The sequence below is a fragment of the Microvirga medicaginis genome (genome assembly GCF_052658925.1).
On the sequence record NZ_JBQWEL010000009.1, the window covers coordinates 107,624 to 126,757 of the forward strand.

Sequence of the window (19,134 nt, forward strand, 5' to 3'; positions counted from 1 at the left end):
CTCATCGTCTCAAGCGGTTTTAGGGATAAGTCCCCTCGGCTGAATATGTTCGCATGCGACCTGCAAGCAAGTGGCCGAGCGACAGATCTCAAGCAAACTTTCCAACAGCGCCCGAATAGGCTTCAGCCGCTCGGTAGGCTCTTCTATGGAGCGCGCAAGGATCAGCCGCTCACCGCTCCAGCGAAGCTCGCCGGTGGAGGCCTCAAGGACTTTGTTCAGTGGTATCACGTCGGCAGATCCGGATCGGAACGTCAGTGCGATGGCCTGTGGCCCGGCATCGATGCGCGCAATGCCGAGACGAAGACACAATTGCTTCAGCTCCGCCAGGCTGATGAGGTTCTGCAGGGATTGCGGCAAGGCTCCAAAGCGGTCCTCGATCTCGGCTTCGAGATCCTCTACGCTCTCGAGCGGATCAAGCCGCGATATCCGCGCATAAAGATTAACCCGCGTTTCCGGATCGTTGATGTAGCTCTCCGGGATGGCGCCCATGAGGCCGATGTTGAGTTCGGGCGACCATGCATCCTCGATGCTCTCGCCCCGCAGGGCGCGCCGCAGCATATGCTGGTAGAGGTCTGCTCCGACGAGCTTGATATGACCGGCCTGTTCCTCGCCGAGGAGTGAGCCCGCCCCACGCTGATCAAGATCCTGCGCGCTGATGGCAAATCCAGCGCCAAGGCGATCCAGCGCCTCGAGTGTCCGCAAGCGCTTCTCGGTTGCCTTGGGAAGCACCTGATCAGGCTCGGTCAGGAGATAAGCGGCGCCCCGAATGCGTCCTCGTCCAACCCGTCCCCGCAGCTGATGAAGCTGCGCGAGACCGAAACGGTCGGCCCGCCATACCAGCATGGTGTTCGCGCGAGGAACATCGAGGCCGCTCTCAATAATATTTGTGGCGAGCAGAACATCTCCCTCTCCATCCGCGAAACGGACCATTGCCTCGTCCGTTTTCTCGGGCGGCATCTGGCCATGCGCCACGATCAGCTCGAGCTCAGGAACAAGTCTAGCCAGCTGCTCCCTCATCGGTTCGATATCCTCGATCCTCGAACACACGACGAAGCTCTGCCCTGCGCGTCGCTTTTCGCGCATGAGAACTTCCCGCACTGTGGCTGGATCGAAGGCACTCAGGAAAGTCCGGACCGGCTGGCGCCGCGCGGGCGGTGTAGCGATGATGCTGATATCTTGCAGACCAACAAGAGAAGATTGCAGCGTGCGCGGGATCGGTGTCGCAGTCAGCGTGAGCACGTGCCCACCACGTCCTAATTCCCTGAGCTTGTTTTTGTGAGCGGTCCCGAAGCGCTGCTCCTCGTCGATGATCACCAAACCAAGATCCTTGAACTTGATCCCCTTCCCCACGAGCGCATGCGTCCCCACTACGATCCTGATCGATCCATCGGCGAGACCTTTCTTGACAACCCGCGCCTCTGCAGGAGTGACCAGACGCGAGAGATGGGCAATTTCCATGTCCAATCCGGTAAATCGCCGTTGGAATATCCGGAGATGCTGACGAGCGAGGACCGTGGTAGGCGCGACCACAGCTACCTGCTTTCCGGACAAGGCAACAGCCGCCGCAGCACGCAAGGCAACTTCAGTCTTGCCGAAACCGACATCGCCACAGACGAGACGATCCATGGGATGCCCGGAGGCGAGATCCTGCAGAACCTCCTCAATGGCACGGGCCTGATCAGGCGTTTCGGTAAACGCAAAGCGAGCGACGAAACGCTCATAGTCCCGGTTTGGCGGGGTGATCGGATCAAGCTGAACGGCTCCGCGCTCGTCAACCAGAGACTTCAATCGCTTGGATGCGTCCTGGATCTCGATTTCAATCGTCTTGCGGCGCGCAATCCATGCATCGCCATTCAGCCTATCCAACTTAACAGCATCGGACGCCGGACCATAACGCCAGATCTGGTCCATGTCCGTCGCGGGAACCATGATCCTTGCCTCATCTGCATAAGCCAGGCGGATAGCATCTTCGCCGCTCTGATCTCCGAGCGAAATTGTCTCAATTCCCTCCAAGCTCCCGATGCCATGCTCAATGTGGACGACGATGTCACCAATGTGAAAGCCTGCATCCGTCTGCAGAGACCATACCGAAGTTGCTTCAGACGTCACCTCTGTACTGACCCGACTCCCCAGAACATCGTATGCCGTGATGACTACGGCTCCAGCATCATCATCGATGAAGCCACCTCTGATATCCGCCTTGATGGAAAACCATCCTTGGGGTTCTCCATCGATCACCTTATTCCAACTGTCCACGGCAGCTATTTTCGATCGAATGTTTTGCACTCTGCGTCGCAACCGATTGAGATCGCGCTCTGTCGCCGCGATAAGCACAATTCTCCGCTGCAATTTCTCCTGGGAGTTAATGAAGTTCGACAACGCCTGCGCCGGCTTGGAAGCACTTGCAAAGAACGGAACCTTGCTTTCGCCGGCTTCTGATTCACGAGCCTCTCGAATGATGGTCAATCGTCTTGCATTCAGAACCTGCTGCCATTCGCCATCAAGGGTGAAGAGCCGCTCTGGCTTGACTGCGCCGGCGCGAAAACTGTTTCGGCTTTCATAGGCATCCGCAATCTGCTCCATTACATTCTGACGGCGCTCTTCTGCTCTTTCCTCCATGACGATTTCAGCATCAGGCCAATAGTCGAACACAGTCTCAAGCTGTCTATAATATTCCGGCAGGCGGTGCTCCATCCCCGCGTGGCGATCTTGGGAAGAAGAAGCATCACTCATCTCGCTCAGAACGACTTCCGAGGCTGGCTCCAGGGTGATGCTGTCGACATCCTCTTCCGTTCGTTGCGAGACAGGATCGTAACGACGAATGGAAAGGATGGAGGAACCATCATGCTCCGCGCGATAAGGCAGCGGACAATTGGCGGGAAAGAGATCGATAACCTGCCCGCGAATGGCCGCCTCTCCGGCTTCGTCGACCCTGTCGTCCAACACATAACCAGCGCGATGCAAGAAGTTCTCAAGCGCCTCTTGGACAAAAGCGTCGCCTGTCTTGAGAGGGAAAGTCGCACTCGGCCATAGCTCCCTTGGCGGCACACGTTGGACAATGGCGGCCGGGTTGCAGATCAGCAGACGTGGCCCTTTCGCAGGCGCCGCCATTTGGCGGAGGACGGACATCCTCTGCCCCATAACATCGCGTGAAGGCGACGCGCTATCGTAAGGAAGACAGTCCCAGGGTGGCAGAACATGGACTTCCAGATCCGGCGACAGTCCTTTGACTGCGCTTGCCAGTTGCTCAGCCCAGCGTTGCCCGTGCACCAGGTGAATGAGGCCCTGCGCCCCGGCACGGTGTGCCAACGCGATGAGACGCACTGCATGCAAGCCGGCAAGGGGTGCAAGGAATAAATCACGATGCCCAAGTTCCTGAGAAGCGGCGGGCTCGGCGCGCATAGGGTTCCTTTGGATGGAAGACGCTCTGAACAGAGCATCAACGCCCAGTGTCCCTCGCAGTTGCAGAATTAGAGACTTCTTCTCCGCAGGAGAGCGCCGATCCGTGGGACTGCAGTCTCTGCCTTTCGCATCTCGAAAAGCGCATCCTGAATCACATCGATCGATGCGACCGCCTGCGCACGGGAGGCGGCGATCACGGCTGGATCTCGCGCGGAGAAACGGTCCGCATCCCGCGCCAACTTCATGCAACGCTCCCGAACGACGCAGCGCGCCTCCTTCAGTCGCGGCGTCGGCTGAGAGGACCGAGCCATGTCATCACAGATCTTCAGCACATCGCGGGCGAGGTCCTCTCCAGAATATAGCCCCGAGTAAGAGCAGATCATGCTGCGCACGCCCCTCAAGGAACGGCGAATCTCCTGCCGCAGAATGCTATCATCGCTCATCGTGAGGATCCGAATGGACTGAATGAGCCCGTTTATCGGGATGAGGGCCGATATACCTCAGGAAATCTAAGAGACTCTTAGCCCTGTCCCCCTGAAGCAGGCGCAGTTTTAACACGGATCAGCAGGTCCGGCAAAGGCGCTTGATCTTGGGCGGCGGTCACGGATGAGCGGAGGCCAGCCTTCTGCAGCACCGGCCCGGCGATGATCCCTGCAAGGAATGCAAATGCAAGAACGATCAAAGCAACACGCCCGTAGAGGGCTGCCAGATCCTTGAGTGCCATTGATCTCTCCCAGGACTTCTTCGTTGAAAGAATCATAGGATTCGCCGTTGCCTCAGCCAAGCTCTGAGACAAAAATTCGCGCAAACCCCTTCGGAGAGAGCCAAAATTTCAGACGTAACTCTTGGATATAAAAATAGTTTTTCTCTTGGCCTTACTGGAAAATACTTTTCCACAACATGGTTAAATCGTGATATTTTCTTATACGATGTTACATTAAGATCCGAGTGAAGCATCGCTGTTTCAAGTTGCACGAAAACGGCTCGAGGGCCCTCGTGAACATTTTGCCTCGACCATGATTGAACCTGTCAAACCGGAATGAGAGCCGATGCCCCTTTCTTCTGCGTATCATGCCTCGACGTCTCACCAAGGTCTGGGCTCGGATTTCTTTGATATCGTCGTACCTGCCGGATTTCCGATCCACATTCTGCGTTATCGTAATCAGCGCTGGGCTGAGCGGACGGGTCTTGCCGATCTGACGGATGAGGAATGGATCCGGCACTTTGGCCGTTTCGCACCGCTTCCTGGGAGCTTCGAGCAGGCCCTGGCGCTGCGCTATCATGGCCACCAGTTCCGAACCTATAATCCTTATCTCGGAGACGGCCGCGGCTTTCTGTTCGCGCAATTGCATGACATCAAGGATGGCAGGCTTCTCGATCTCGGCACCAAGGGAAGTGGACAGACACCCTGGTCTCGCCACGCCGATGGGCGCCTGACGCTGAAGGGTGGAGTTCGGGAGGTGCTGGCAACCGAGATGCTCGAAGCACTGGGTGTCAACACATCGAAATCATTCAGCCTGATCGAAACTGGCGAGGAGCTCGAGCGCAGTGACGAGCCTTCTCCCACCCGCTCGTCGGTTCTCGTGCGCCTCAGTCACTCGCATATCCGCATCGGCACGTTCCAGCGCCTGCTCTATCTCGACGAGACAAACAATATCAGCAAGCTGCTCAATTACACGATCGCAACCTACATGCCTGAGATTTGGAGCGAGAGTGAAGGAGAGCGTGCGGCAGCTTTTGTCGAGGAAGTGTGCCGACGCGTCGCACGCATGGGCGCGCAATGGATGGCTGCAGGCTTCGTTCATGGCGTGCTCAATACCGACAATATCAACGTCACGGGCGAGAGTTTTGATTACGGTCCTTGGCGTTTTCTTCCCTCTTACGATCCAGGTTTTACGGCTGCCTATTTCGACGAGACAGGCCTCTATGCGTTTGGGCGCCAGCCCGATGCCCTTTTATGGAATCTGTTCAGGCTCGCTGAATGCTTCGTTCCGATTGCAGAGCAGAGCAAACTTGAAGCCTCATTGGCGGCCTTCGAACCTGCTCTTCATCAGGAGTTCGCGGCTGCCATCCTCCGCCGTCTCGGCCTTTGCTCTGAAGGCTATGAGCAGGATGGCCTGCTTGCCAAAAACCTATGGACATTCCTTCACAGCACGAAAGCTCCCTTCGAGCAGACCTTCTTTGACTGGTTTGGCGGCTTGAAGGCTCTTGAACGCGCGACGCACGGTCCATCCGCCGGGTTTTACGCTCATCCCAGCTTTCAGCCATTTCGCCAGAGTCTTGAGGATTTCAAACCGCTTCCAAACCTCAGGCTCGACCATTCCTATTTTACGAGAACAACACCTTATACGATGCTGATTGAGGATGTGGAGGCAATCTGGGAACCTATTGCCCGCGCCGATGACTGGTCCGCCTTCAATGCTAAGCTGGCGGAAACTGCGCTCTTGGCTGAGGCTTATGGCCTCTCGATACCCGTCCCTACTGTCATGCAAGAGCCGTAGCCATATCAAGCAAAGTTTCCTAAATGGTGACCTTTCATACATTACTATCCAAGCCTGCAAAGAAGAATTTCAGCTATGTCTGCAATTTAAAAATTGTTCCAGCTGCTAAGCTGCAATTTGTTCAACAACTCACGGGAACGATATTTCTAGGTTTGCGTAATAGAGCCACGCAAGTCGTCAAGCGGCGGATTAAGTACCGCAAAATCTTTCCAGCAGGTGAACCGTGACGCGTTCGCACGCAACGGCAATGTCGCCGTAAGTGGCACGACAGGCGGCCGCCCACGGGATCTAGCAGCGGCGGTGCAGTTGCGGATAATTACGGCGTAGTCAGCAGCGGTACCGGCGGATTGGCCGGTGGCGGCACATTCAGTGGCGGTGACACCGACAATGGTAGACCGGGCAATTCCGGCAATGGCGGCGGCGACGGCAGCCCCAACGGCAAGGGCGATACATACCGCTAAACTCGCCTGATCCCTTTTGTGAGAAACCCCTGGCTCCGTGGGGGCCAGGGGTTTCTTATTTGCGGAAGATCTTCACCTGCTGCGCAGACTATTGTGGCGATGCAGGGGCGCTCGGTGCAGGAGCAAGAGCAGGAGCAGCAGCTCCAGCCTCTCCATTACCGGTGCTGTAGCGCCGCATGACAACAGCCGTGCGCTGCCCATCGCCCGGGATCTGGGTATTCATCACGTAAGATGGCCAAGGATCCGAAGTGTGCACTGTCCGGTTCCAGGCCTGCGCCTCACCTGCAGAGAGAGTGATCGTATCGCGATGTTCCATGTAATCCACGCAACCGCCAAGCGATATGGCCGAGAGGACCAGGGTCGCTGAAACGGTGAGCCGAGCCTTACTGCTTAACGACTTTTTTGACGACATTGCGCTTTCCTGGCTTCAGCTCGATGATGTGCCCATAAGGTCCGATCACGCCCGTTCCCTCGGCGAAGCGCTTCTGCATGTCGCCATCGACTTCGAGCTGACCGAGAAGGAAGAACTCGAGATCGTTGCTGGGCTTTGCTGAATCGAGTGGTGTGCGAAGCGGTTGCCCTGGCTTGCCCGGCTTCACAAGACGTGGTGTCACGATGATGACGAGATCCGTCTCCTGCTCTTCGAAGTCGGAGGAGCTGAACAGCGTACCGATGATGGGCAATTGTCCGAGCCATGGAACCTGCTCGCGGCTTTTCGAGTGAACACTCTGCAGCAAGCCTGCCATCGCAAAGCTCTGGCCATCCCGGATCTCGATGGAGGTGCTGGCACGACGGGTGATGAAACCTGGAATGGAGATCAGACCCGTGCCGACCCGAACCGTCTCGTCGATCTGACTGACCTCAGGCTCCAGCTTGAGATTGATGATCCCGTTCTCGAGCACAGTAGGCGTAAAATTCAGGCGAACACCGTATTCCTTGTAGGTAACCGTCACCTTGTTGTCGTCAGCCGACACAGGAATAGGAATCTCACCACCGGCGAGGAAGCTCGCCTTCTCACCCGAGAGGGCTATGAGGTTCGGCTCGGCGAGACGACGGGCCAACCCCTTTTGCTCTAGAGCCTGCACGAGGATATCTGCACTGACGCCTCCTCCAAGGACGTTCGCTAGCACGGTACCGAAGGGTGTAGCGCCGCTGGGCAGGAGCGGGTTGTAGGTGACGCCGGAAGTACCGGTCTGTGGAGGCTCGAAATTGCCGATTGCAACTCCGCGCCCAGATGTATCGCCGGCTTTGCGTCCGAACCAGCTGATACCCAGTTCGCGGCCAGCACTACGGTTCGCTTCGATGAAGCGGACTTCCAGCATGACCTGCTGGCCGCCTGTGACACGTAGAGCATTGATGATCCCATCCGAGCCGCCGTATTGCTCTGCGATTTCCAGAGCCTTACGCAACGCGATCCCGTCCGGAACCGTGCCGCTCAAGCGGAGACGCCCATTAACGGTTTCCGTTCTGATGTTGGCCTGGGGGATGGTTTCCTGGATGGTGGCGGCGAGGTCAGGCGTGTCGGCGCCAACCTCCACATTGACCGTTCCCATCAATTCGTCGTCGGCTCCATAAACCGCGACATTGGTCCGCCCTTCTGCCTTGCCCAGAACGTAGAAAGAGCGCGCGGTGAGAGGAACGGCCGTTGCAATATCAGGATTGCCGACGATCACACGCCCGACATCCGCAGCGGTCCTAGCGGTCAGGAATTGGCCTTGGGCCACATCGATATCGCCGATGGCGCGTCCCTTGTTGAATCGGAGGAGCCTCTCTTGAGCGTGAGCGGGGGATAGCACTCCGGCAAAGGCAGCCATGAGGGCAACCAGTACGAGAACGGGCCCGATCTTGCTCAGCGCAGCACGGCAGCGCTCCGGATCAAACGTTACTCGCATCACTGAAAACCGCCCCCGAAAAACGCTACGTTGTTCCATTGCGACGATCTAATCCGCCTCTGGACTCCGCGTCCAGCCGATCAAATAGCCTAGAACGTCAACACTTGAGGGCATGCAGGGTTAATGGGCCGTAAAAAACGTGCAGCCTAAGCCATTTGGCCTAGCCAAACCTTGGATTGGCTGCGCTTTGCTGCAAACGCATCAGCCATGTGTCCGGGCTTGCGAGGGCCATTGATCCATTGCTACACCCATAAGTGAATCGCACATCCAGTGCGGCGGAAAGATGCGTGGGGGCTGCAATGGGGACACTCGAACGGAAGCTGGCATCAGCACTGCTCGTATGCGCACTTCCGCTGTTGTCCGCCTGCAACAGCACCGGCAGTTCGAGCTTCGGCAACAGCGCCGCAGAAATCGAGCTCCCCTCCTCCGTCGAGGAATATCCGGACAACGAGGTCTTCAAGGTTGCGAAAGTCCAATTCGCAGCGGGAAATTATGGGCATGCCGCCCGCTACTATGAGCGCACGGTGGAGGTGGAGCCGAACAATGGCGAAGCCTGGCTGGGGCTTGCCGCCTCTTACGACCGGGTGCGTCGGTTCGACCTCGCCGACAGGGCATACCGGGAGGCCGGCCGCCTGATCGGAGACCGGGCCGAGTACTACAACAACATCGGCTACTCTTATCTTTTGCGCGGCGATGTAGTGAAGGCCCGCAGCAACTTCCTCAAAGCCCACGAACTCGATCCTGCAAGCGCCACGATCAACAACAACCTGGACCTTCTGAGGGATAACGTCGCTCGTTCAAGACAACGCTGATCCAGAGTCGAAGCTCGCTTCTCAAGTACGGTTGCCTTCAACCCTATGGACAATGGAGTGCGCGACGGGAAATGCGCGAGAAAGACCTCACGGGCGCCTGCTCGTTCTCGCCTGCCTCCGGGGACACGTTGCTGACGGAAGCCCGAAAGATCTTTTCTTCACCCCTGAAATAAGAGCCTCTCATCACTAGGCCGTTTGGCCGAATTCAGGCTCTCGGAAGCTCTAGGCCATCAGGCTGAATAGACCAAGCTACGAAAAAGTTCTTTGTATATCTTTAACACAGCCACGAGGGCTTGTGGGGGGTCGCATCGAGCATGCGACAGACCAGTGTACCAAACCGAGGAACAAAACTATGAAGTCTCTCGTTAAGCGCTTCCTGAACGACGAGTCCGGCGCCACCGCTATCGAATATGGCCTTATCGCTGCCCTGATCGCAGTCGTCATCATCGGAGCCGTGACCGTAATTGGCACCCAGCTGGATATCAGCTTCGACAAGATTTCGACGGCGCTGACTACAGCCAATGCCGCAAATCCATAATCAGTAGGATCGTGCAAGCTCACGCCTTGAACATGGCGGAGGGGCACCATCCCCTCCGCTCCTTTCATTAAGCTCTATACGTTCGTTAAGACACGATCACTCTGAGGGGCAGGAATGACGATCTCCGCCGTAGCAGCGCTCACCGCAAGCATCTGCTTCGCTGCAGGGACGATCTGGGCGGGCCTCATGGATCTGGCCACGATGAAGATCCGCAATGAGCTGGTTCTGTTTCTTCTCGCCATCTATGCCGCCCTGGCACCGCTTGCTGGCTTCGGAGCCGTGCAGATCGGGTGGAGCGCAGCGGTCGCGCTGGCTGTCCTGGCGGGCATGTTTGTTTTCTTCGGCCTGGGATGGATCGGCGGCGGCGATGCCAAGCTCATCGCAGTGGTCGTGCTGTGGCTCGGCGCAGAGCAGGCCCTGCCTTATGTCCTTTACATAGCCATCTTTGGCGGTGTTCTGAGCCTGCTCCTCCTGAAGTTTCGTTCATTGCCGCTTCCGGCTTTCTGCACGCGCATACCCTGGATCGTTCAGCTGCACTCGCGAGAGTCCGGTATTCCCTACGGAATTGCGATCGCAGCAGCTGCTCTTTTCATATTTCCGAGTACGCCTTGGATGACGATGCTGTCATGAGACAGGTCATCATGACACGTCTGAAGGCACTCCTTCTCATTCGATAGGGTCGTTGATCATGCTGCGCATTGTCATTCTTGCCATCGCTATCGCAGCCGGCGGCCTTGCCGGTTGGCTTGCATTGTCCATGAGACCCGGCGTCGCCGTCACGACGACTCCTGCTCCGGCGCCTCAGGTCGCCATGATCGATGTTCTCGTTGCATCGGCAGAGCTGGGTCAGGGACAATATCTGAACAACAAAAGCCTTCGGTGGCAACCCTGGCCTGCCGATGCGGTCAGCCCCGATTTCATCACCCGCTCTGCGCAGCCGGAGGCCATCAAGACTTTGACGGGCATCATGGTGCGTAGCCAGTTCGTCTCTGGCGAGCCGATCCGCGAAGACAAGCTCTCCCGCAGTTCGAGCCTGCTCGCCTCGATCCTCGCACCGGGCAAACGCGCAGTCGCCATTCGCATCTCGGTGGAGAGTACGGCTGGCGGGTTCATCCTGCCGAACGACCGAGTGGACGTGATCCAAACCGTCGCGCGCCCCGGACAGGGTCAAACCGACAATCTCAGCCGCACGATTCTCACCAACATCCGTGTGCTGGCTGTCGACCAGAAAATCGAGGAAGCCAAAGGACAGCCTGTCGCTGTCGGCAAAACGGCGACTCTCGAGCTCAGCCCATCTCAGGCCGAAGCCATCGCCGCCGCCCAGGCGACAGGCATTCTCTCTCTTTCATTACGTTCGGCTGCCGATAACGACGACGAGCCTCTGCTTCGTCCGGAGAGCGTATCCGTGCGGATCCTGCGGGCAGGCCAAAGCGAAGTCGTGAAATTCTAGCACGCGAACCTGCGACAGGACCGCTCTTTCAGATGACGGACATGACTTTCGACATGGCAGACGACCTCCCCCGCAGGGCGATCCGGCAGGATCTTGACCAAGCTGCACCGTCAACGAGCACTTTGGAAGACATCGCCCGCGCCCGCGAAGCCGTGCGCATCCCGCGCATCAACATCGATGCGTTTTGCGATAGTCCGGATGTGGCAAGCGTCATCGAGAATGCAGCCCGTGATCGTTTGATGTCGCGCACACGGGTCAATGTGCATATGGGCGGTGTCGCTGCCGCCGTCGAACATTATCGCAAGACATCGACTCCCAACCTGGTCATCATCGAGAGCCGTTCGGCCGGGAATCTCTATCTTGCCGATCTCGACCGTCTTGCCGAAGTCTGCGATCCGGGAACACGCGTCATGGCGATCGGCCACGCCAACGACATCGTGCTCTACCGTGAGCTCATCAAGCGAGGCGTCAGCGAATATCTCCTTGCACCGGTAGATCCTGTTTCGCTGATTGCATCGATCTCCAGTGTCTATGGCGAGAACAGATCAAGCAAGCTCGGCCAGACCTATGCCTTCATCGGCGCCAAGGGCGGTGTCGGCTCGTCGACGCTTGCCCATAATGTCGCATGGATGATTGCCCGCCAACTCGGCTCCGACGTGATGATCGCCGACCTGGATCTCCCCTTCGGAACTGCCAGCCTCGATTTCAATCTTGATACCGGACCGGGTATCTCGGACGCGATCCAGGACACGGGCCGCCTCGACGAGGTACTTTTGGACCGTCTTCTGGCCAAGTGCGGTGACCATTTGAGCCTCCTCTCCGCTCCGACGGATCTGGAGAAGCCCTATGATCTCCACGAGAGCGCGCTCCAGCCCCTGATCGACGTTGCACAATCGAGCATTCCCTTCACGGTTCTGGATATGCCGCATATGTGGACCTCCTGGGCCAGGAGCGTGCTGGTTGCGGCAGATGAGATCGTCATCACAGCCGTGCCGGATCTCGCCAACCTGCGAAATGCGAAGAACATCATTGGTGTTCTGCGGCAGGCGCGCCCTCATGATCCTCCGCCCAAGCTGGTTCTGAACCAAGTCGGCATGCCGAAGAGGCCCGAGATCAAGCCTAAGGAATTCGCCAAGGCCGTTCAGCTGGAGCCGATTGCCTGCATCGGTTTCGAAGCCCAGCTGTTTGGAACGGCCGCCAACAAGGGGCAGATGGTCGCTGAAATCTCCAGCAAGGGAGCAGCGCCGAAAGCCTTCGGGGAGATTGCTGATATCCTGACTGGTCGAAAGGATGCAAAGCGCTCGCACAAGAATGTGCTCAGCCTGGGATCTCTGTTCGGCACGTTGAAGCGCGGCTCCGGTTCGGCGAGGAAGTAAGCGAGGTCATGGCCGTGCAGCGGGATCTTGCGCCACTCAGGTTGATGGGGAGAGCCTTCTCGGTACTCGGCCTTTATCGGCCCTGGGCTGCATGGACCAGACTTCTGCGCGATCAAGCCGGCGTCTCGGCGCTTGAGTTCGCACTTCTTGCACCGATCATTCTGCTGGGCTCCCTTGCCGTCGCGGACCTGGCGCTTCTCGCTCATCAACGCATGGCGATCGATCAGGTCCTAAGAGCCGGCGCTCAGCAAGCCATGCTGGACAAATCCACAAGTCCTGCGGCCGAGGAGGTCGTCAAGGTCCTCAACACCATGGCAGCCACGGGGAACTTTGCTGTCGGCAGCACAGTCCCGGTGAATGAGAAGCCGCCCCTTATCGTCGGCGCCTCTCGCTATTGTGTATGCCCCGATGCGACCGAGGGCCCTCATATCGCGTGTTCGACAATATGCACAGGCTCTAAGCCGACCCTCGCCTACTACTCGGTCCGAGCCAAGAGCAGATCCTCGAACATGCTCCTGCCGGACTTCTCGTTCGAACCTCAGATCAGGGTCCAGGTTCGATGAGAAGGATCGCCCGCACGTTCAGGCGTCTGGGCCCTTGCGAGAATGGATCCGTTGCCGTCGAATTCGCTTTCATCGGCATGCTCCTGATTGCAGGATCCTTGATCGCCATCGACTTTGGCCGTGCGTTCTATATCTACAACAAAGTGTCGAACGCCATGGATCGGGCGGCCCGAAAAAGCCTGGTCTTCAACACAAGCAATGAGCAGCTGATCGCTGAGGTCATGAAAGATTTTCCGGCATTCGCGATCACAGACCCGGGTCAATATCCGGATGAGATCCCGAAGATTACCGTTACTGAGAATACGGATTTCCGATCCGTGAAAGCCGATGTGATCTTCAGGCCTGTCGTACCTGCCTTCGTGCGCGACACATTCATGATGTCGCTCACCCGTCGCTTCCCCAAGGCGACGTGAACGCTAGGCACGGGCGTGGACCGAGATGGCCCCGCTTCTGCTTCGAGAGGCGGATCATTCCTTATTTTGCAGGGTCAGCCTTTCCGACCGGCCGGCAGGTATCGACGCAGGAATATGTCTGTTGCACGCCGCCATGATCGACCGTGGTCATCTGTCGCGCGTTGGCGGACACGTTCACGCGCAAATTGGCGATCTCCTGCCCACCCTCCCCCAGAACGATCATGTTCGTGGTTCCTATCGACTTTCCGGTGAGCACGATGGTGGTATCATCACTCAAGGTGCCATCGACGATCCCAGGATTGCCGATGATGATCGTCCGTGCGGGCTGGTCGAAGGTCAAAATCTTGGCGAAATCCAGAACGATCGGGAGAGTTGTCTGATCCCGGGTGAGCTTGAGTCGAGCGTTCGATGAACCCGCAGGTGCCTGGACGAGCGCCTCATCTGCCCAACCCTGTTGTGAAAGGGCAGGGCTCCCCAACAGGAGAACCGTAGCAATCAGTTTAAGGGAACGGCGTTGCATAAGGAATGTCCGGTCGTCTGGCATCCTTCTTTCAAACCATTTCTTACGCCAGAGGAGCAATTAGACCATTTGGCCGAGGCGTGTCTCGGCCAGTCCTAGACCATGAAGCTGAATAGACCCTGACGGCACCTAGGTTCTAATAAGCATTCATGAATTGTGGCAACGAGCCTGACGGGCAGGTCGGAGGGCCAAACGGAAAAGCGGGGCTTGCAGCATGTTCGGCAAGAGAAGTTTGCAGAACGAAGGCATTAAACAGCCTCCTGCCCCCCCACCCGGATTGCATATCGACAGGCAGTCCCAGGCTCTATCCCCTGGCGCAACCCAGCCGGCCCGTCCCACTGAGCCGCCCTCTCGCATCTCATCCGCAACAGTTCCTCCGACCCAGAATCTGTCGGAGGGATCGGCGGCGCGTTCGCAGGGCAGCCGAAAAACCGACGAGTATTACGGTCTGAAAGCCCAGGTTTTTGCGGCACTGATCGAAGCCATCGATGTCGCCCAGCTGGGCAAGATGGAGCTCAGGGAGGCACGTGACGCGATCGGTGAAATCGTCAAGGACATCGTGACGGCCAAGAAGCTCGTCATGTCGATTGCCGAGCAGGACGAACTCCTTCAGGATATCTGCAACGACGTTCTAGGTTATGGCCCTCTCGAACCTCTTCTGGCCCGGGACGATATCGCCGACATCATGGTCAACGGCGCTGATGAGGTCTATATCGAGGTCGGCGGCAAGGTTCAGAAGACGGATATCCAGTTTCGCGACAATGCACAGCTTCTGCATATCTGCCAGCGCATCGTCAGCCAAGTCGGACGCCGTGTCGATGAATCCAGTCCCATCTGCGACGCGCGCCTCCCGGATGGCTCGCGCGTCAACGTGATTGCTCCACCGCTCGCCATCGATGGACCGACCCTCACGATCCGTAAATTCAAGAAGGACAAGCTCACTCTCGATCAGCTCGTCAAATTCGGCTCGATCACTCCCGAAGGTGCGCAGATTCTCGAGATCATCGGACGAGTCCGCTGCAATGTGATTGTTTCCGGAGGTACAGGCTCCGGTAAAACGACGCTACTGAACTGCCTCACTCGCTACATTGAGCCCGGCGAGCGCATTGTGACCTGCGAGGACGCCGCGGAGCTTCAATTGCAGCAACCTCACGTCGTACGCCTGGAAACACGCCCGCCGAACATCGAAGGCGAAGGCCAGATCACCATGCGCGATCTCGTGAAGAACTGTCTGCGCATGCGCCCGGAGCGCATCATCGTCGGCGAGGTTCGCGGACCGGAGGCCTTCGATCTTCTTCAGGCGATGAATACGGGTCATGATGGATCCATGGGAACCCTTCACGCCAACTCCCCCCGAGAGGCAGTGTCCCGTATCGAGTCCATGATCACGATGGGCGGATACAGTCTGCCGTCAAGGACGATCCGTGAGATGATCGTTTCTTCGGTCGATGTGATTGTTCAGGCTGCCCGTCTGCGTGATGGTTCCCGTCGCATTACGCATATCACCGAGGTACTCGGCCTCGAAGGCGACGTCATCATTACCCAGGATCTCTTCACCTATGAGGTCCTCGGCGAAGATGCGAAAGGAAACATCATCGGACAACATCGCTCGACGGGTGTCGGTCGCCCGCGTTTCTGGGATCGCGCGCGTTACTATGGAGAGGAAAAGCGCCTTGCAGCCGCCCTCGACGCCGCCGAAAAATCTCACACGTAGCGAGCTGCCAGAATGCTGACGCAAGAGCTCATTCCCGTCTACATTGCCCTGCTCGCCACCTTCTGCGCAGGCGGCATTGTTATCGCCCTGTTCTATTCCTACATCGAGCGCCGTTCCGAGAGCTACAAGCGCTTCGCAGCCATTGCCGCAACGGGGCCGGTCGCCGGCCGCGTCGTAGGCAATGACGATTCCAAGAGAAGAAAGGCTGTTGAGGCCACCCTGCGCGAGCTGGAAGACAAGCAAAAGATCAAGAAGACCTCCAAGCTCACATTGACGGCCCGCATGCGCCAGGCGGGCCTGAGCTGGAATCTCAGAACGTATTATGTGGTCTGCCTCATTGCTGGTGCCGTCTCCTTCCTGACGTCCTTGGCTGCCTTCGGTATCGGTCCCATTCCTTCCATCGGTTTTGGCGTGGCGGGCGGGCTTCTTCTCCCCTATCTCTACGTGAATGGTAAGAGGGGCAGCCGCTTCAAGAAATTCTCGGAGGCGTTCCCGAATGCTGTCGATGTGATCGTCCGTGGCGTCAAAGCGGGTTTGCCGCTGGTGGATTGCCTGAGGATCATTTCACTGGAGGCGCAGGAGCCTGTCAGAAGCGAATTTCGCGTCATTCTGGAGGATCAGACCCTGGGCGTGCCCATGGACGAGGCCGTTCAGAAATTTGCCGAACGTATTCCTCTCCCGGAAGCGAGCTTTTTTGCCATTGTTATCGCCCTGCAAAGCCGGACGGGCGGCAGCCTTTCGGAGGCTCTCGCAAACCTTTCCAAAGTATTGCGTGAGCGCAAGAAGATGAAAGCGAAAATCAAGGCCGTCAGTTCCGAAGCCAAGGCCTCGGCAGGCATTATCGGCAGCCTGCCTGTCGTCGTCACTGTTCTCATCTATCTGACTTCGCCTGAGTATATCAACCTTCTCTTCACCACCACCACAGGACATTTAACGCTTGCGGCATCTGGTTTTTGGATGCTGATCGGAATTCTCGTCATGCGTAAGATGATCAATTTCGATTTCTGAGGCATGTGATGCTCGGAGCCCTCCTCACGAACACTGATTTCATCATTGCTTTTTCGTCCGCGATTTCGGTCGGCGGCGCCATTCTTGTCCTGTCGTGGCCCTATTTCGCTCGCGACGAACTCAATACCAGAATGGCGCAAGTTGCCAGTGAGCGGGAGCGCATTCGCTTGAGAGAGCGCGCCCGCCTGAATGCCAAGAACAAGCAGCCGTCTCTGCGAAGCGAGCCAAAAAAGCTGTTCAAGGCGATTGTGGACAGGCTCGACCTCGAAAAGCGCATAGAGGATGGGGACCTTAGCCAGAAGTTGCGTATGGCCGGCTTCCGTGGACAGAGCCCTGTCATCACATTTCTGGCGATCCGAGCGATTGCACCTCTGGTGATGTTCCTCGTCGCTATCTTTTATGTCTTCGTTGTGCTGCGTCTGCAGCACCCGCTCTTCGTCAAGCTGGGTATTGCGGTTGCAGCTGCCTGGTTCGGCTACTTCGCCCCTCAGCTTTACGTGAAGAACAAGATCACAAAGCGGCAGGAGGCGATCCGCAGGTCCTGGCCCGACGCGATGGATCTCCTCCTGATCTGCGTCGAGTGCGGCATGGGCATCGAGAGCGCCTTGCGGAAAGTATCGGAGGAGATCGGCTCCCAATGCGTCGAGCTCGCCGAAGAGCTCAGCCTGACGACGGCAGAGCTGTCCTATCTCCAGGATCGCCGAAAGGCCTACGAGAACCTGGCCGAGCGCACCGGCCTCGATGGCGTCAAGGGCGTCGTGACGAGCCTGATCCAGTCGGAGAAATACGGCACTCCTCTTGCTCAATCCCTGAGGGTGCTAGCTCAGGAAAACCGAGACATGCGCATGAGCGAGGCCGAGAAGAAAGCTGCAGCGCTTCCGCCCAAGCTCACCGTTCCAATGATCCTGTTCTTCCTGCCCGTTCTCTTCGCAGTCATCATCACGCCTGCCGTGATCAAGATCATGAGCATCTAGCGATTGCAACGCTGACCCAAATTCGCGAAGAGCGCTTCTTAGTGACCTGAGTAAAGTTCGCCCGGTCTTATTCCACGAGCTTCACGACTTCCCCAACGAGGACAGTCTTTGTCCCGGTTCCCGCGCACGCCGCTCCCATCTCGATTTCTGAGTTACCTGTAAAGGTTACTCTATCGGCAATGATCTGAAGGCAGCTCGACGTTGCATTCGTGCCTCCAAGGAACTCGATCGCCGATCCCGGCAGATAGATGGCGCCTTTGATGCTGGTGGTGGACGAGTTGCCCGTTATTTTGAACACCTCTCCGCATTCGGTCGGAGCGTCCTCACAGCTTGAGCCGAAGAATACGAGACCCGCGAACGTTCCCGTCGTCGGCGCAGATAGATCGAGCACCGCCGAACCTGAGATCGAAGCGGTCGTGTTGTTGGCAAAGAAGAAAGTCGCTCCAGTCGCCTTCAATGTCGCATTGTTGTTGACCTTCAACTCCCCACTGGTGATGACATAGAGACCGGGTTTGAATTCGGCGGTCGTGTTTGCCTCAACCTCGATACCCGAGCAGAAGACCTTTATTGGACCGTAGACGGGATCGGTGCGGTTCGTCTCGATCAGACCTGATACAACTTTTTTAGGTTCATCACAGACTGTAACGACCGGCTCCGGAACGTCGGCATAGGGATCCGCGACCGGCGGCGCATTCTCCTGCACGCTTTCGCAAACCTTCAGATCCAATAGGCCGCTTGACGAATCCTTGACGGAAGAGCCGCCGACTGTGCTGATGCAATCGGCCGTGAGGTCTGCCGTGGAATTCGGCATGAAATAGGCATCGGGCTGCACCGAATTGGCAGCGACGCTGCAATCGTTGAGAGTCACGCTGGTATTGCCGGAAACCTCGACGGCTCTCGGTGCCGTTTCAGACAATGCCACGACGCATGCAGGAGAGCCTCCGTCGAGCTTTGCAACGGCGCGGGCTTTGATTTCGACGGCCTCGTTGGAGAAGATCGAGGACAGGAGACGCGGCTTGGTCTCCGTGAGAATAACCTCCACCGCCTTTGTGTTGCCGACAAATCCACCAGCCTGCGGTGGATTGTTGATGGTCAGGTTGGCTGCGATTGGCTGTGTAACAGCAGGATCAGGATTGGCATCCGTCATTACGGGCAAAAAGCCCGACGCAGAGGCTACCTGAGTGGCCGCTGTGCGAAGCGGCACCCCGCTTTCGCCTGCGCGTTTGCGAACTCCGGCCGCGTGAGCCGCGACGTCGGCCGCATGCTGGAGCTTGCGTTGAGTATAGTACCAGTATCCTGTCTCACCTCCCAAAGCCATGCCGCCGATAATGATGGGAGACATGATGCCCACTGCAACGGCTGCTGCCCCGCCCTCATTCTTCCAAAAGGTGTTCAGACGAGACAGAACGCCCGACATCCGAAATTGCGGTCGATGGATTTGGGTCATTCTTCTGCTCTCCGAGGGAAGCACCGGAAGGTACCCGCTCAAGCCTAGCCTAGGATATGAAAC

17 protein-coding genes are annotated in these 19,134 nt (G+C 57.6%); 11 read left to right on the forward strand and 6 right to left on the reverse strand.

The window, feature by feature from the left end; genetic code table 11:
- Positions 1–9: 9 nt before the first annotated feature.
- From mfd to ACUXUR_RS13525, 3 genes are all read right to left on the reverse strand, one after another.
- Positions 10–3,402 carry a transcription-repair coupling factor gene (gene mfd, locus ACUXUR_RS13515; protein WP_445502880.1) on the reverse strand — a complete coding sequence of 1,131 codons (3,393 nt, stop codon included), beginning with the start codon at positions 3,400–3,402 and terminating at the stop codon, positions 10–12.
- Positions 3,403–3,470: 68 nt separating this feature from the next.
- Positions 3,471–3,845, reverse strand: coding sequence for a hypothetical protein (locus ACUXUR_RS13520; RefSeq protein ID WP_445502881.1), 375 nt, complete (start codon positions 3,843–3,845; stop codon positions 3,471–3,473).
- Between the two features lie 77 nt (positions 3,846–3,922).
- Positions 3,923–4,126 (reverse strand): hypothetical protein, encoded by a 204-nt coding sequence (locus ACUXUR_RS13525; protein WP_445502882.1) that lies wholly within the window; start codon positions 4,124–4,126, stop codon positions 3,923–3,925.
- A gap of 325 nt (positions 4,127–4,451) precedes the next feature.
- Between ACUXUR_RS13525 and ACUXUR_RS13530 the strand changes: the two genes are divergently transcribed.
- Complete coding sequence (locus tag ACUXUR_RS13530; protein WP_445502883.1) at positions 4,452–5,903, forward strand: protein adenylyltransferase SelO; 1,452 nt, start codon at positions 4,452–4,454, stop codon at positions 5,901–5,903.
- Positions 5,904–6,747: 844 nt separating this feature from the next.
- On the opposite strand, the gene ACUXUR_RS13535 is transcribed toward ACUXUR_RS13530, so the two are convergent.
- On the reverse strand, positions 6,748–8,256 hold the full coding sequence (locus ACUXUR_RS13535) for a type II and III secretion system protein family protein (RefSeq protein WP_445502884.1): 1,509 nt from the start codon (positions 8,254–8,256) through the stop codon (positions 6,748–6,750).
- A gap of 299 nt (positions 8,257–8,555) precedes the next feature.
- Between ACUXUR_RS13535 and ACUXUR_RS13540 the strand changes: the two genes are divergently transcribed.
- The 7 genes from ACUXUR_RS13540 to ACUXUR_RS13570 all read left to right on the forward strand — a co-directional run bounded on the left by ACUXUR_RS13540 (position 8,556) and on the right by ACUXUR_RS13570 (position 13,408).
- Positions 8,556–9,068, forward strand: a complete 513-nt coding sequence (locus ACUXUR_RS13540) for a tetratricopeptide repeat protein (protein WP_445502885.1) — start codon at positions 8,556–8,558, stop codon at positions 9,066–9,068.
- A gap of 352 nt (positions 9,069–9,420) precedes the next feature.
- Entirely contained in the window at positions 9,421–9,606 is a 186-nt protein-coding gene (locus ACUXUR_RS13545; protein WP_445502886.1) for a Flp family type IVb pilin, read from the forward strand.
- A 114-nt stretch (positions 9,607–9,720) separates the two neighbouring features.
- Positions 9,721–10,236: an A24 family peptidase gene (locus ACUXUR_RS13550; RefSeq protein WP_445502887.1), complete on the forward strand. Its 516-nt coding sequence runs from the start codon at positions 9,721–9,723 to the stop codon at positions 10,234–10,236.
- A gap of 58 nt (positions 10,237–10,294) precedes the next feature.
- The gene (cpaB, locus tag ACUXUR_RS13555; RefSeq protein ID WP_445502888.1) at positions 10,295–11,056 is read left to right on the forward strand and encodes a Flp pilus assembly protein CpaB; all 762 of its coding nucleotides are present in this window, start codon (positions 10,295–10,297) and stop codon (positions 11,054–11,056) included.
- 32 nt (positions 11,057–11,088) lie between these two features.
- On the forward strand, positions 11,089–12,432 hold the full coding sequence (locus tag ACUXUR_RS13560; RefSeq protein ID WP_445502889.1) for a CpaE/TadZ family protein: 1,344 nt from the start codon (positions 11,089–11,091) through the stop codon (positions 12,430–12,432).
- Between the two features lie 8 nt (positions 12,433–12,440).
- Positions 12,441–12,995 carry a TadE/TadG family type IV pilus assembly protein gene (locus ACUXUR_RS13565; RefSeq protein WP_445502890.1) on the forward strand — a complete coding sequence of 185 codons (555 nt, stop codon included), beginning with the start codon at positions 12,441–12,443 and terminating at the stop codon, positions 12,993–12,995.
- On the forward strand, positions 12,992–13,408 hold the full coding sequence (locus tag ACUXUR_RS13570) for a TadE/TadG family type IV pilus assembly protein (protein WP_445502891.1): 417 nt from the start codon (positions 12,992–12,994) through the stop codon (positions 13,406–13,408). Before ACUXUR_RS13565 ends, ACUXUR_RS13570 begins: the two co-directional genes overlap by 4 nt.
- A gap of 61 nt (positions 13,409–13,469) precedes the next feature.
- Here the strand turns inward: ACUXUR_RS13570 and ACUXUR_RS13575 are convergent, their stop codons facing one another.
- Positions 13,470–13,928, reverse strand: a complete 459-nt coding sequence (locus ACUXUR_RS13575; RefSeq protein WP_445502892.1) for a pilus assembly protein N-terminal domain-containing protein — start codon at positions 13,926–13,928, stop codon at positions 13,470–13,472.
- Positions 13,929–14,142: 214 nt separating this feature from the next.
- On the opposite strand from ACUXUR_RS13575, the gene ACUXUR_RS13580 reads away from it, so the two are divergent.
- The 3 genes from ACUXUR_RS13580 to ACUXUR_RS13590 are packed head-to-tail and all read left to right on the forward strand — an operon-like array spanning position 14,143 to position 17,624.
- The gene (locus ACUXUR_RS13580; protein WP_445502893.1) at positions 14,143–15,642 is read left to right on the forward strand and encodes a CpaF family protein; all 1,500 of its coding nucleotides are present in this window, start codon (positions 14,143–14,145) and stop codon (positions 15,640–15,642) included.
- 12 nt (positions 15,643–15,654) lie between these two features.
- Complete coding sequence (locus ACUXUR_RS13585) at positions 15,655–16,650, forward strand: type II secretion system F family protein (RefSeq protein ID WP_445502894.1); 996 nt, start codon at positions 15,655–15,657, stop codon at positions 16,648–16,650.
- Positions 16,651–16,658: 8 nt separating this feature from the next.
- Positions 16,659–17,624, forward strand: a complete 966-nt coding sequence (locus ACUXUR_RS13590; RefSeq protein WP_445502895.1) for a type II secretion system F family protein — start codon at positions 16,659–16,661, stop codon at positions 17,622–17,624.
- Positions 17,625–17,691: 67 nt separating this feature from the next.
- Here ACUXUR_RS13590 and ACUXUR_RS13595 read toward each other — a convergent pair whose 3' ends face one another.
- Positions 17,692–19,071, reverse strand: coding sequence for a pilus assembly protein TadG-related protein (locus tag ACUXUR_RS13595; protein WP_445502896.1), 1,380 nt, complete (start codon positions 19,069–19,071; stop codon positions 17,692–17,694).
- Positions 19,072–19,134: the final 63 nt, after the last annotated feature.

Coding starts and splice junctions, on each gene's coding strand:
- mfd (WP_445502880.1), bottom strand. CDS start 3,402: ATGCGCGCCGAGCCCGCCGCTTCTCAGGAACTTGGGCATCGTGATTTA.
- ACUXUR_RS13560 (WP_445502889.1), top strand. CDS start 11,089: ATGACGGACATGACTTTCGACATGGCAGACGACCTCCCCCGCAGGGCG.
- ACUXUR_RS13590 (WP_445502895.1), top strand. CDS start 16,659: ATGCTCGGAGCCCTCCTCACGAACACTGATTTCATCATTGCTTTTTCG.
- ACUXUR_RS13580 (WP_445502893.1), top strand. CDS start 14,143: ATGTTCGGCAAGAGAAGTTTGCAGAACGAAGGCATTAAACAGCCTCCT.
- ACUXUR_RS13585 (WP_445502894.1), top strand. CDS start 15,655: ATGCTGACGCAAGAGCTCATTCCCGTCTACATTGCCCTGCTCGCCACC.
- cpaB (WP_445502888.1), top strand. CDS start 10,295: ATGCTGCGCATTGTCATTCTTGCCATCGCTATCGCAGCCGGCGGCCTT.
- ACUXUR_RS13520 (WP_445502881.1), bottom strand. CDS start 3,845: ATGAGCGATGATAGCATTCTGCGGCAGGAGATTCGCCGTTCCTTGAGG.
- ACUXUR_RS13545 (WP_445502886.1), top strand. CDS start 9,421: ATGAAGTCTCTCGTTAAGCGCTTCCTGAACGACGAGTCCGGCGCCACC.
- ACUXUR_RS13540 (WP_445502885.1), top strand. CDS start 8,556: ATGGGGACACTCGAACGGAAGCTGGCATCAGCACTGCTCGTATGCGCA.
- ACUXUR_RS13535 (WP_445502884.1), bottom strand. CDS start 8,256: ATGCGAGTAACGTTTGATCCGGAGCGCTGCCGTGCTGCGCTGAGCAAG.
- ACUXUR_RS13565 (WP_445502890.1), top strand. CDS start 12,441: ATGGCCGTGCAGCGGGATCTTGCGCCACTCAGGTTGATGGGGAGAGCC.
- ACUXUR_RS13570 (WP_445502891.1), top strand. CDS start 12,992: ATGAGAAGGATCGCCCGCACGTTCAGGCGTCTGGGCCCTTGCGAGAAT.
- ACUXUR_RS13525 (WP_445502882.1), bottom strand. CDS start 4,126: ATGGCACTCAAGGATCTGGCAGCCCTCTACGGGCGTGTTGCTTTGATC.
- ACUXUR_RS13530 (WP_445502883.1), top strand. CDS start 4,452: ATGCCCCTTTCTTCTGCGTATCATGCCTCGACGTCTCACCAAGGTCTG.
- ACUXUR_RS13595 (WP_445502896.1), bottom strand. CDS start 19,071: ATGACCCAAATCCATCGACCGCAATTTCGGATGTCGGGCGTTCTGTCT.
- ACUXUR_RS13550 (WP_445502887.1), top strand. CDS start 9,721: ATGACGATCTCCGCCGTAGCAGCGCTCACCGCAAGCATCTGCTTCGCT.
- ACUXUR_RS13575 (WP_445502892.1), bottom strand. CDS start 13,928: ATGCAACGCCGTTCCCTTAAACTGATTGCTACGGTTCTCCTGTTGGGG.